Origin of the sequence: Rhizobium brockwellii (assembly GCF_000769405.2) — a bacterium.
GTDB classification, from domain to species: Bacteria; Pseudomonadota; Alphaproteobacteria; order Rhizobiales; family Rhizobiaceae; genus Rhizobium; species Rhizobium brockwellii.
The window spans coordinates 312828-324885 of record NZ_CP053439.1; the positions used below are offsets into that span (position 1 = coordinate 312828).

The window sequence follows — 12058 nt, forward strand, 5'->3', positions numbered from 1 at the left end:
CCTTACAGAAAAATTGCTGTTGCACCGAGTTCGGTCGTTTCTCAGCCGCAGGACATTGCCAATGGATATGAATGTAATTCAGGCGAGCAAAGGCGAGAGGCAGATGGCGAATTTCGCGAGTGCGGTGGTGCCGGATTTGTTGCCGCGCGATGAGCTGCTCCAGCGCCTCCACGGCGTCGCCAGCACCGGCAGGTTGCAGTCTGGTCTGCGCGCACTGACGGACTACGTGGGTGCTTCGTACTACCTTCTGGCGCGCTGCGATCTCCTCCAGGAAAGTGGCCTCGATTTCATCGTTTCGTCTGACTGGCCTTTCGACCTGGTCAGGGACATCGCCAATGATCTGGTCCGCGGCTATGCCCGATCGACCGAGCTGGAAAAATGCATGCAGGTCTTCCAGCCGAATTTTGCTCTTCTGCCTGACAGTGCCGAGGTTCCGGATGGCGCCAGCCGCCAATATTGTTCGGTGACCTTCAATGTCGGCCGGTCGCGGCTGGCCTTGATGTTTCTGTTCGGCGAGGGGTTCATCCTTTCGCCGGAGCGCCTGCGCGATGTCGGCCTGCTTGCAGGTTATGTCGCGAGCTTCCTTCGCTGCGGCGGTACGAAGGTCGATCGCGATTTCGATTTGACCGACCGCGAGCTGGAATGCCTGTTCTGGATCGCCGAGGGCAAGACGAGCGACGAGATCGCGATGATTCTTGGAATATCCCGCAATACCATCAACAACTACATCACCAGCGTGATGCGCAAGACGGCGACCAAGACCCGGTCCGAGGCCATTGCCTTCGCCGTCCGCAATAATCTGGTATAGGGGGATCTATGGGGTATCCATCAGGCAGGACGATGAGCAGCGCCGAGCAGCTGCGCATGGTACGTGTGAACAGGATTTCCAGCCGGTCCGATCTTTTTCCGCGGCTGATCGCGATGCAGAAGCTCGCCGATGCGCAAGGCTTCGCGATCTTCCGCGTCAGCGGCTCGGGCATTCCGGCAAAGCAGCGGCTTGTCTGCGAACTCGAGAACTGGGGGTCTTCCAATGCCGGTTTCGGCAAGGCCTTCACGGATGCCTACGGCGATATTCTTCTCGACCATATCGACAAGTCGCTGCTGCCGCTCTCATGGGCCGGCGGTTACGATCGTGCGGCACCCGGACCGGCGGACTTCTCGCCGTTCATGACGCGGCTGCAGGACGGTATTCTGCCTTTCTCCGGACTTGCCTTTCCGGTGCGGCTTGGCGCCGTCGGCAACGGCTTCATCCTTTTCACCGGCGATGAGATCGATCCCTCGAGCGATACCATCGTCGAACTGCACGGTCGCTGCTGCCATATCATGATGGATCTGCTCTCGCTCGACGAGCGCCGCACGGCTGCTGCCGAGGCGCTCAGCGAACGCGAGATCGCCTGTCTTCAGCTGGCCGGCGACGGCCGCATCAGCGAAGAGATTGCCGACAAGCTCGGCCTCTCCGTGCACACCGTGAACGCCTATCTCGGCTCGGCGACCATCAAGCTCGATTCCGTCAATCGCATCCAAGCGATCGCCAAGGCGATCCGGCTCGGTTATATCAGCTGACCCGCGCAGTCCTTTTCAGACGCGCAAGCAACGCTGTAACGCTTTGAGTTGCTGTCCAAGGCGAATGTGAAAGCTCGACTGTCTTGAAGAAAGTCAGCCGGCCAGTGCCTGAGGCGGCTGGTTGACGCTGTAACGCGATTCCCGAAGGCTTCTTCTGAGGAATATGGTGTTCTCGTCAGGATCCGCCGAAGGGTCCTGGAATGCGATATGATTGATCTCGATGCCGGCGTGATCTTCGGCAAGGGTGAGCTGCGCGTAGACGGTGACGCCGCGTGGCTTGATTTCCAGATCGAGAACGACTTCGGGCTTGCCACCCCACTCCAGAGTATAGTTGCCGCCCAGGCCGAAATTCACCGTGCCCGGATGAAAGAAAAGCTCCGCCGCCGAAGCGACGAGATCGGAAAGGTTGCCGTAATACTCGAAGCGCAGCAGTGAAATAAGGTCAGAAGCATCCAGAAGGCGCAGTTCAGTAGCGACCGGGCTGATCGCGTCTGCGAGGATCTTTTCACGCTGGGTAGAGTGAGGGCATTTTTTCATTCGGCTTATCTTACCCGTTTGTTCTTGGCGTCCGCAGCGTAGACCCGGTGGATGAGCTCCGCTACCGCCTTATAGAAGACTGACGGGATGACACTATCGATCGAGACTTGCGCAAACATGGAGCGCGCAAGGGGCGGATCTTCGAACACCGGTATGCCGTTCTTCTCGGCGATCTCCCTGATTTTGAGCGCAATCAGGTCCTGACCCTTGGCCAGCACCACCGGCGCATCGTTCTCCTCACGCGCGTAACGCAGCGCCACCGCATAGTGCGTCGGGTTGGCGATCACCAGCGTCGCGCGGTCCACGTTGGCGATCATGCGCCGGCGCGCGCGGTCGCGCATCAGCGAGCGCTGCCGGCTCTTGACGAAGGGGTCGCCCTGCGCCTGCTTGTTTTCTTCTTTCACCTCGTGCCGCGTCATCTTCAGCTCGGTGAACCAGTGATGGCGCGTCCAGAAAAGGTCGGCGATTGCCACGATCGCGGTGGCGATCAGCATGACGATGATGATCTTGCGCATCGCCGCCATCAGTCGCACCAGAATCGTCTGCGGATCGGAGAACATTGCGTCGATCGAGCCGAAATATTCGCTCCTGAGCACGAAGAACAGGATCACCCCGACGACGACGACTTTGAACAGCGATTTTCCGAATTCGACCAGGCCGGGCACGCTGAAGAGCCGTGACCAGCCTTTGATCGGCGAGATACGCGAGGCCTGCGGGCGGATGCGTTCAAGCACCAGTGTCGGCAGATTCTGGAAGACGGAGGAGGCGATGCCGAACACCATGAACAGGATGAAGGCGGGCGCCACCAGCGCCGCACTTGCCCAGCCGATCCGGACGAACAGGGCCAGGACATCCGGCCCCGTCTCGATCTTCCACTGGTCGGGCTGTTCGAAGATGTCTCGCAGCGTTTCACTCATGCGTCCGACGCTGTCGGGAAGGAAGAATACGAGATAAATGTAGGTCCCAAGGATGGTCGCAAAGATCGAAAGTTCGCGCGAAGACGGCACGTTGCCCTTTTCCGCGGCATCGCTTTGCTTTTTCGCGGTTGGGGCTTCTGTTTTGCTGTCCTTGTCATCGTCTGCCAAGTCGCGGCCCTCCGTCAAAGAAATAGGCCGCAGCTAGTGCATGTCGCCCAAAAGTGTGCAGCGGTTTTGGGATGACGACATGCATCAAAACAAAGACCTAAAGCGCGTCGCAGAAACCGAGTTCTATGCGACGCGCTTTAGTGCGCGGTCCATTGCTGGAAGGGTAGTCGCCTATGGCATGGCGATCAACAGCCGCCTTTCGGCATGCCGGATTTGTCAACAGTCTCGACGTTTTAGGCGGCCGCCGAAGCGTCGCCTTCCTTTTCCTTGAGCTCGATCTGGCCGGAATTGGCCAGGCGAATCGCTTCCTGTGCCACGGCGCGGCGGGCAATCGCGATCTCGCGCGGATTGACGCCGCCCATGCCGCTCTGCAGATCCGATTCGATCATGCGGCGCTGACGTGGGCTGATGGCGGAGAGAACCGATTCGCGGATCTCGGGTGGCGACCCGCGCAGCGCAACGGTGAGCACATCCGTCGAGATGTCGTTGAGCAGCATGACGCGGCTGCGCTGCGGCATGTACATGAGGTCCTCGAACAGGAAGATCTTCGGGCGAACCTTGTTGACCGATTCGCGGCTGATCGATTCGAGCGAGCTGAGCAGCGTGTCGACCTGCGGCTTGTCGAGTTCGTTCATGAGATCGGCGACCTTCGTCGAGCCGGCTGCATTGCGCTCTGCCTCGACCTCGGCAAGCAGCGTCATGACCTGGTTTTCAATGATCTGCGCAGCTTTCGGGCTGACTGCCTTCATGTTGACCGTTCTGTTCATGATGTCGGCGCGGCGGTTGTCGGGAAGCTGCAACAGCACCTTGGCGCCGAAGGAGGAGGGCATCATCGAAAGAATATAGGCGACGGTCTGCGGATGTTCGCGCAGCAGGAACTGCGCGACGAATGTCGGCTCAGCCTCGCTGAGGCGATCCCAGATTGAGGTTTCGTAGGCCTGGAATGCGGTGCGGCGCCCGAGCAGGCTGTCGACTTCGTCGGGCGTCAGGCCTTCTTCCAGAATGGCCTCGATCGCCTTGGCGTTGTCCATCAGCCCGGCGCCCTCGGTGAAGAGGTCTTCGAACTCGGAGACGAGCAACAGCAGCTCGTCCGGCGGAATGGCGCGCAGCGACTGGGCGGATGAGATAATGGTCTGCAGCTCGGCCTGGGTGAAATATTTCAACAGCCGGCCGGCGACTCCCTTTCCCATAGCGAGAAGAACAGCCGCCGCCTTTTCAGCCTGGGTCAACGGTTTCCCGGCTAGCGCGCCGCCGAAATCGTCAAAGTCCATCATGGTCTAACCTCTCCGTCCCACACAGGGATCAGGCTTTTTTCGTACTCAAAACTTCTATCAGTTTCACACCGAATCGCGTGTCGTCGTTATCAAGCACCGTAATTTCGCCGCGGGCAATCCTGCGGCCATTCACCATGATCTCGACCGGTTCGCCGATCTTCTTGTCGAGGGCGATCGTCGCCCCTTCATTGAGGTTCATCAGGCCGGAGACCTGCATGCGGCTGGTGCCAAGCATGATCTGGACGTCGATCGGGATGTCCATGATCAGATCGAAGTTGGAATTCAAAGCGCTGCCGAGCGGGGCCGGCGACGCCTCGAAGGAGGAGCTGCTGCCGAAATCCATGCCGGCAGCCGGGCTGGCATCGCCGCCGCCGAAATCGCCGCCGAAATCGTCGCTGCCAAAGGGGGGTTCCGAAGTCTCGCCACCAAAGGCTGCCAGGTCTGTTCCTGCTGCGAAGGGCTCGCCCTGCAGGTCGTCGCCAAACTGCGACAGGTCGCCATCGGCATCCTGCTTCAGCACGCCGCGCAGATCGTCGATCGCCTGGTCGAGATCCGCTTCGCTGCCCGGAAGATCCAGGGAGAGGTCGCTGTTCTGCTGTGTTTTCTTCGTAGCCATGAAATCACTATTCCAGTTGAAACTTGCCTCAAACTGCCTTTGCAGCCCAAAAGCCAGAGAACCGATTAATTCATTAAATGACGGATGAGTTCGTCATCCGAGTTCATCGTATCCTTGACGCGGACCATGTAGTTTTCGCCTGAACGCCCGAACTCGCACACATACAATTCCTTGCTGTTGGCGCTGACCTCGACACGCACGTCGCCGTGGTCGCGGAACGGAATAACGTCGCCGACCATCAGCTTCGATATCGTGCGCAGCGTCAGGTCCTGCAGCCTGATCTTCGCCTCGAGCGTGACATGCGAGCGGCGGACCTGGTCGCCGAGCTGCTCGGTCCATTCCGCGGAGTTGCTGCTGGCCTGGCGTTTCGGCTTCGGCGGCGTCACCTTGGTCTTGAGAAGTGCCGTCTGCGGAACGATCAACGAAAATTCCGAAACGATGCCGGCAAGCGTGATCGACATGTTGATGGCGGCCGCGAATTCATCCGGACGATCCTCCTGCGGCCGGGCGCGCATGTCATGGGCGTGCGGGGCCGAAAGACTCGGTTCGAAACCGCCCGGCGCGTTAACGGCCGAGCGCAGCACCTTGGCGATCTTGTCGAAGACCATGACCGCCAGATCGAGCTCGATGATCGAAAGCAGCCGGTCGGCCGGTTCCTCGATCGTATCGGCGGTGGCGCCGAGCAGGTGCTCCATCAGCGTGATGACGAAGCCGTTGCCGCAGGCAAGCGTGATGTTCTGCGACCAGTTGCGCAACGTCGCATCGACCAGCGTGACGTTCGCGCTCAGGTCTTCGATCAGGTGGTTCTTGTAACCGATCTCGCAGCCGAGATAGTTGACCGTCACGTCGAGGCCGGTCTCGCTTTTGATGACGTCGGGAAAGAATTCGCTGTAGATTTCCCCGAAAGAACTGCAGATCTTGGCGACCCGGCCTCTGTCGCCGAGCCCGCCTGTCAGCTTGGCGAGAAGGGCAGGATCCATTACCGGTTTGTCATGCGAAGCATTGCTCATAGTCATTTAAGCCGCCTTGTTTTCGCCACCAGGGTTCATCATTTCCTGCTCGACCGCGTCGATGGAAGGACGCTCGTAAGCCGAGATCGTCTTGCGGCCGTATTCGAGAGCGACCTGCGGCACCGAGCCGTTCATATAGGCAAGCAGCGTCTGCTTGACGATGACGTAGAGGCGGTGCTGCTTGTTGCGCACGACCTTGATCTGGGAGACCAGCGGCGAGCAGACGCAGTAGGACAAGAGAATGCCGAGGAAGGTGCCGACGAGCGCCGAGCCGATCAGGTGACCGAGCACTTCGGGCGAATCGTTGATGTGGGCCATCGCCTTGATGACGCCGAGAACGGCTGCAACGATGCCGATCGCCGGGAAGGAATCGCTCATGATCTGGATCGAGTGATAGGGCTTCATCTTGTCGTGCATGATGGTGTTGAGCTCTTCGTCCATCAGCGCCTCGATCTCGTGGCTGCGGGCGTTGCCGATGATGATCAGGCGCACGTAATCGCAGATGAACGCCGTCAGTTCCTTGTTCTTCAGAACCGTCGGCGCCGACTGGAAGATCGTTGATTCGGCCGGATTGTCGATATGGGCTTCGATTTCGTTTCGCGACTTGGTGCGCAGGTCGCGCATCAGCGAATAGAGCACGCCGAGCGTATCGAGATAATTGCGTTCTTTCGGTACGGCGTGCCGGAAGGCTTCGCTGAGCGCCTTGCCGGAGTCCTTCACCACCTTCATCGGGTTCGCCATGATGAAGCTGCCGAGGCCGGCGCCGCCGATGATGAGGAATTCGAAGGGCTGGAACAGCGCGTCCACTTCGCCGCCCATCGCCATGAAGCTGCCGACGATACAGCCGCAAGTCACTATAAATCCGATAATGATGTTCATCGTCAGCCCAATCTGAACGTTGCTTTTCTTTGAGACGGATAGGATTTCTGCCTTGCGTGAGGCTGATGAAAGGCCCGATCGCAAGGCATTTCCGCGTGCCAGCTTCGCGCAAGCATCTGCGGTCAGTCTAAAGGAGACGAATGGGTGCCCGCGCCCGTTTCTGAGATGCCGCCTCAGCGAAATCCCGGCCGAACCACATCAGACGACCCCCGGCTTTTCGTTCCGTTCATCGCCAATGCTTGGAGCTTACCGACATGCAATCCGGTCTTTATGTTTCTCTGTCGTCGCAGATGGCCCTCGAAAAGCGTCTGAACACCATCGCAGACAACATGGCGAACGTGAACACGACCGGTTTTCGCGCCACCGAGGTGAAGTTCGACGAGATGGTGGCGAATACCAAGAACAAGCTGAACACCAAGGTTGCGTTCGTTTCCCAGGGCAACGACTATCTGAACGAGGGAAACGGCGAGTTGCAGCACACCGGCAACATGCTCGATTTCGCCATCAAGGGTGATGCCTGGTTTTCGCTCGATACGCCGGCCGGCCGCGTCCTGACGCGGGACGGTCGCTTCACGATCAAGGATACCGGCGAGCTCGTCTCGATCAGGGGATATCCCGTGCTCGACGCCGGCGGCGCGCCGATTCAGCTTAACACGAAGGGCGGCGAGCCGGCCGTGGGCACCGACGGCATCATCTATCAGGACAAACGCCAGGTCGCTTCGCTCGGCTTGTTCGAGGCTGATATCAGCAAGGGTTACCTGCGCTACGAAAACAGCGGCATCATGACCACCGACCAGCCGCGCGCCGTCGTCGACCGCTTCAATGTCGGTGTCGAGCAGGGTTATCTCGAAAACTCCAACGTCAACGCCATGCGCGAGATCACCCAGCTGATTGAAGTCAACCGCGCCTTCGAAAGCGTCTCGTCGCTGATGCGCGACAGCGAGGATTCCTTCAAGGAAGCCGTCCAGACACTTGGGGGCAGCCGCTAGGCGAAAGTTGAAAGTTAAAGCATGAGCACCACGCTACTGTCTGAGGACGACCTTTCCCCGAAGCTGGCGCATCTGGCGGGCCTCGTCGAGCGATACGCATCGCCGGAGTTCGCGGTTGCCCATGGCGGTCGCGTGCAGACCATCGCCGCCGGCCACTACACGGTTCACGGTCTCTCCCGCCACGTTCGTCTCGGCGAGTTCGTGGCCCATAAATCGGCGACCGGCATCCATCTCGGCGAAGTCGTGCGCGTCGAGCCGGAACTGATCTATGTCTGCCCGATCGAACCCGGCGAGCCGATCGGCATCCACGATACCGTCATCCGCAAGGGCGCCTTCCGCATTGCACCGACGGACAGCTGGTGTGGGCGCACCGTCAACTCGCTCTGCGAGCCGATCGACGGGCTGGGCCCGATCGCCGAGGGGCTCGATCGCCGCTCGATCTCCAATACCGCGCCGCCCTCGATGACCCGCAAGCGTGTCGATACCGGCTTCAAGACCGGCGTACGCGCGATCGACATCTTTTCGCCGCTCTGCCTCGGCCAGCGCCTCGGCATCTTCGCCGGCTCCGGCGTTGGCAAGTCGACGCTTCTATCCATGCTCGCCCGTGCCGATGCCTTCGACAAGGTTGTCATTGCGCTCGTCGGCGAACGCGGCCGCGAGGTGCGCGAATTCATCGAGGATACGCTCGGCAGCAATATGAAGAAGGCGATCGCCGTCGTCGCCACCAGCGACGAGAGCCCGATGCTGCGCAAGATGGCGCCGTTGACGGCGGTTACCATCGCCGAGCATTTCCGCGACAAGGGCGAGAACGTCCTCTTCATCGTCGACAGCGTCACGCGTTTCGCACATGCGATCCGCGAGGTGGCGACCGCCTCCGGCGAGCCGCCGATCGCGCGCGGTTATCCCGCCTCCGTCTTCACCGAGCTGCCGCGCCTCCTGGAACGTGCCGGTCCCGGTCCCGAGGGCGCCGGCACCATCACGGCGATCATCTCGATCCTCGTCGACGGCGACAATCACAATGACCCGATCGCCGATTCGACCCGCGGCATCCTCGACGGACATATCGTCCTGCAACGCAGTCTCGCCGAAGAAGGGCGCTATCCCCCGATCGATCCGCTCGCCTCGATCTCACGTCTTGCCCGCAAGGCCTGGACGCCGGATCAGGAAAAGCTGGTATCGCGGTTGAAGGTGCTGATCCACCGTTTCGAAGAAACGCGCGATCTACGCATGATCGGCGGTTACCGTCAGGGTGCTGATCCCGATCTCGACATGGCGATCAAGCAGGTGCCGATCATTTACGACGTCCTGAAGCAGTCTCCGGGCGATCGCGACTCGCTTGACGCTTTCGCCGATCTCGCCGGTGCGCTCAAGGCTGCAGCCGGCATGGGCAATCAGGGCGCCCCTATTCAGAGGAGAGGCTAGACGTGGCTGATTTCGACGACGAACGCATCGCTTCCCTGAAGCAGCGCAAGAAAGCCGCCATCCTGGATCGGTTTCTGACCTTCGCCGGCCTGGCGCTTGCCGGCGCCTCCGCCTTCTTTCCCTGGTACGTCTTCTTCAACGCAGACAAGTTCGGCATCAATGTCGCCAGCAGCAGCAACTCTCGCGAACTGCCGGACTGGCCGGCCCGCAACGTCTTCAGCGTATCGCCGCTTGCCATGGTCAACAAGAACGAAGCGGACAAGAAGGCCCCGCCGATCGATCCGCTGACGACGGCGACGGTCTCCGATCTCGGCAAGGAGCGCGATGGCCGCGCTATACAGGAGGATCAGCCGTTCCCCGGCAAATCATCCTTCCGCCTGCTGCATGTTTCCAACGGCCGGGCGCTGATCGAGGATCCCTCCGGCATGTATGTGGTGCGCATCGGCTCGATCCTGCCCGATGAAAGCCGCCTTGCGACACTCGAGCAGCGCGACGGCAAATGGGTGATTGTGACCTCCAAGGGCGAGACCTACCAGAACAATTGAACCTGTCCGCAAATCCAGGCAACAGGGGCTCCGCCGCGAACCGGCCGGAGCCCCTGTTCTTTCGATAGCGGCGGCGTTCGCACAAAAGCGTCTCGGAGCCTGAATTCCCGTAAGTCCCACGCAAGATTACCGCACTAGGTTCGGGACAGTAAAAACGGAGAGTTTCATGCAACCAATCCAACTTTTCGACTTGGCTTCGCGACAGGCGGAATGGCTGACGATTCGTCAGCAGGTTGTTGCCGGCAACATCGCGAATGCCAATACCCCGAAGTTCCACGCCAAGGACGTTACGCCCTTTGATGCGGTGCTCGACAATTCCAATATCAACATGGCGCGCACCAATCCGGCGCATCTGAGCGGCAACGATTTCAGCGACAGCGGCGATATCGATGTCAAGGAAGCCGCACTCGACCAGGAAATCGGCGTCCAGGAATCCGGCAATACGGTCGGTTTGGCCGAGGAGCTCTCCAAGTCGGGCGATATCAAGCGTCAGTACGATCTGAACACCTCGCTGGTCAGTTCCTTCAACCGCATGATGTTGATGACCGTCAGGAAGTAAAGTCATGGATCCGCTTTCAGCAGCAATGAAAATCGCCGGTTCCGGGCTCGAGGCACAGTCGACGCGCCTGCGCATCGTCTCGGAAAATATCGCCAATGCCCGCTCGACCGGCGACACGCCCGGTGCCGATCCCTATCGCCGCAAGACGATCACCTTCGGCCAGCAGATGGATCGCACCAACGGTGTCGAGACTGTCGGCGTCAAAAAGGTCGGCGTCGACGAAGGCGACTTCAGCACTGAATTCGACCCCAGCAATCCGGCTGCGGACCCGAAGGGCGTCGTCAAACTGCCGAACGTCAATATCCTGGTCGAGATGGCCGACATGCGCGAAGCCAACCGCTCGTATGACGCCAATCTGCAGACCATCAAACAGACCCGCGATCTCATCTCCTCCACGATCGACCTCCTGAAGAGCCAATAATAATGATCAGCAGCGTCCAGAACGTCAGCAACCTTTCGATGACCCGTGCGCTCGGCGCCGTCGACACCGAAAATTCCACCTCGTCGTCTGCCGCCACCATGTCGGGCGCCGCAGGTGCGGCCAACGGCATGAGCTTCGCCTCCGTCATGGGTAACATGGCGAGCGACGCGGTCAGCAGCCTGAAGGGTGCGGAAAGCATGTCCTTTGCCGGTATCAAGGGCACGGCGACGACGCGCGAAGTCGTCGATTCCATGCTCCAGGCCGAGCAGACGCTGCAGACCGCGATTGCCATCCGCGACAAGGTCGTCTCGGCCTTTCTCGAAGTCACCAAGATGCAGATGTAACTGATTTGAGGACGAACACATGAGAGCGCTCGCCATCGCAGCAACGGGCATGGATGCCCAGCAGACCAATCTGGAAGTCATCGCGAACAACATCGCGAACATCAATACGACCGGTTTCAAGCGCGCCCGCGCCGAATTCTCGGATCTTCTCTACCAGACCGAACGTGCCAAGGGTGTCGCCAACCGCGCCAACCAGGCCGTCGTTCCGGAAGGCGCCAATATCGGCCTCGGCGTCCAGACCTCGGCGGTGCGCAACCTGCATCTCCAGGGCGAACTGACCCAGACAGGCAACGATCTCGACGTGGCGCTGATCGGCAAGGGCTTCTTCCAGATCCAGTCGACCGACGGTACGACGCTCTATTCCCGCGCCGGCGCCTTCAACAAGAACGACCAGGGCCAGCTCGTCACCATCGACGGTTACGAGGTCCTTCCCGGCATCACCATTCCGACCGGCTCGACCGAGCTGACGATCAGCCGCTCCGGCCAGGTTTCGGCCAAGCTGCCGGGTGCGGCGGATGCGACCGTGCTCGGTCAATTGACGCTTGCCGACTTCGTCAACGAGGCGGGTCTCCAGCCGCTCGGCGACAATCTCTTCCAGGAAACGCCGGCCTCCGGCGAAGCCGTCATCGGCAATCCCGACGAGGAAGGTTTCGCTTACATGAAGCAGGGTTACCTGGAATCTTCGAACGTCGACCCGGTGAAAGAAATCACCGAGCTGATCTCGGCCCAGCGCGCATACGAAATGAATTCCAAGGTGATCACCACCGCTGATGAAATGGCCTCCATCGTCAGCAAGAACCTGAAGTAAAGGGAA

General features: G+C 60.1%; 15 protein-coding genes. 9 read left to right on the forward strand and 6 right to left on the reverse strand.

The features are described from left to right. The first annotated feature begins 61 nt into the window (after positions 1 to 61). Positions 62 to 808, forward strand: a complete 747-nt coding sequence (gene visN, locus RLCC275e_RS01575) for a transcriptional regulator VisN (RefSeq protein WP_033181580.1) — start codon at positions 62 to 64, stop codon at positions 806 to 808. Positions 809 to 816: 8 nt separating this feature from the next. Then, positions 817 to 1563 (forward strand): transcriptional regulator VisR, encoded by a 747-nt coding sequence (gene visR / locus RLCC275e_RS01580; protein WP_012756051.1) that lies wholly within the window; start codon positions 817 to 819, stop codon positions 1561 to 1563. Positions 1564 to 1656: 93 nt separating this feature from the next. On the opposite strand, the gene RLCC275e_RS01585 is transcribed toward visR, so the two are convergent. The 6 genes from RLCC275e_RS01585 to motA form a co-directional block, all read right to left on the reverse strand. Next, entirely contained in the window at positions 1657 to 2100 is a 444-nt protein-coding gene (locus tag RLCC275e_RS01585) for a BspJ family T4SS effector nucleomodulin (protein ID WP_003556497.1), read from the reverse strand. Between the two features lie 5 nt (positions 2101 to 2105). Next, a complete protein-coding gene (flhB, locus tag RLCC275e_RS01590) occupies positions 2106 to 3185 on the reverse strand; it encodes a flagellar biosynthesis protein FlhB (RefSeq protein WP_003556499.1) in 1080 nt (359 codons plus the stop codon). A 233-nt stretch (positions 3186 to 3418) separates the two neighbouring features. Then, positions 3419 to 4459 (reverse strand): flagellar motor switch protein FliG, encoded by a 1041-nt coding sequence (gene fliG, locus RLCC275e_RS01595; RefSeq protein ID WP_003545520.1) that lies wholly within the window; start codon positions 4457 to 4459, stop codon positions 3419 to 3421. 28 nt (positions 4460 to 4487) lie between these two features. Next, the gene (fliN, locus tag RLCC275e_RS01600; RefSeq protein ID WP_033181581.1) at positions 4488 to 5075 is read right to left on the reverse strand and encodes a flagellar motor switch protein FliN; all 588 of its coding nucleotides are present in this window, start codon (positions 5073 to 5075) and stop codon (positions 4488 to 4490) included. Between the two features lie 65 nt (positions 5076 to 5140). Next, the gene (locus tag RLCC275e_RS01605; protein WP_033181582.1) at positions 5141 to 6091 is read right to left on the reverse strand and encodes a FliM/FliN family flagellar motor switch protein; all 951 of its coding nucleotides are present in this window, start codon (positions 6089 to 6091) and stop codon (positions 5141 to 5143) included. Continuing rightward, positions 6092 to 6964: a flagellar motor stator protein MotA gene (motA, locus tag RLCC275e_RS01610; protein ID WP_003556508.1), complete on the reverse strand. Its 873-nt coding sequence runs from the start codon at positions 6962 to 6964 to the stop codon at positions 6092 to 6094. It lies immediately after the preceding gene. 254 nt (positions 6965 to 7218) lie between these two features. On the opposite strand from motA, the gene flgF reads away from it, so the two are divergent. From flgF to flgG, 7 genes are all read left to right on the forward strand, one after another. Beyond that, positions 7219 to 7953, forward strand: a complete 735-nt coding sequence (flgF, locus tag RLCC275e_RS01615) for a flagellar basal-body rod protein FlgF (RefSeq protein WP_033181583.1) — start codon at positions 7219 to 7221, stop codon at positions 7951 to 7953. A gap of 21 nt (positions 7954 to 7974) precedes the next feature. Beyond that, complete coding sequence (gene fliI, locus RLCC275e_RS01620) at positions 7975 to 9375, forward strand: flagellar protein export ATPase FliI (protein WP_033181584.1); 1401 nt, start codon at positions 7975 to 7977, stop codon at positions 9373 to 9375. A 2-nt stretch (positions 9376 to 9377) separates the two neighbouring features. Further along, a complete protein-coding gene (locus RLCC275e_RS01625; RefSeq protein ID WP_003556516.1) occupies positions 9378 to 9920 on the forward strand; it encodes a hypothetical protein in 543 nt (180 codons plus the stop codon). A gap of 166 nt (positions 9921 to 10086) precedes the next feature. Beyond that, on the forward strand, positions 10087 to 10479 hold the full coding sequence (flgB, locus tag RLCC275e_RS01630) for a flagellar basal body rod protein FlgB (RefSeq protein ID WP_003556518.1): 393 nt from the start codon (positions 10087 to 10089) through the stop codon (positions 10477 to 10479). A 4-nt stretch (positions 10480 to 10483) separates the two neighbouring features. After that, positions 10484 to 10900: a flagellar basal body rod protein FlgC gene (gene flgC / locus RLCC275e_RS01635; RefSeq protein ID WP_003556520.1), complete on the forward strand. Its 417-nt coding sequence runs from the start codon at positions 10484 to 10486 to the stop codon at positions 10898 to 10900. A 2-nt stretch (positions 10901 to 10902) separates the two neighbouring features. Beyond that, on the forward strand, positions 10903 to 11244 hold the full coding sequence (fliE, locus tag RLCC275e_RS01640; protein WP_033181585.1) for a flagellar hook-basal body complex protein FliE: 342 nt from the start codon (positions 10903 to 10905) through the stop codon (positions 11242 to 11244). A 19-nt stretch (positions 11245 to 11263) separates the two neighbouring features. Further along, entirely contained in the window at positions 11264 to 12052 is a 789-nt protein-coding gene (gene flgG, locus RLCC275e_RS01645; protein WP_003556527.1) for a flagellar basal-body rod protein FlgG, read from the forward strand. Positions 12053 to 12058: the final 6 nt, after the last annotated feature.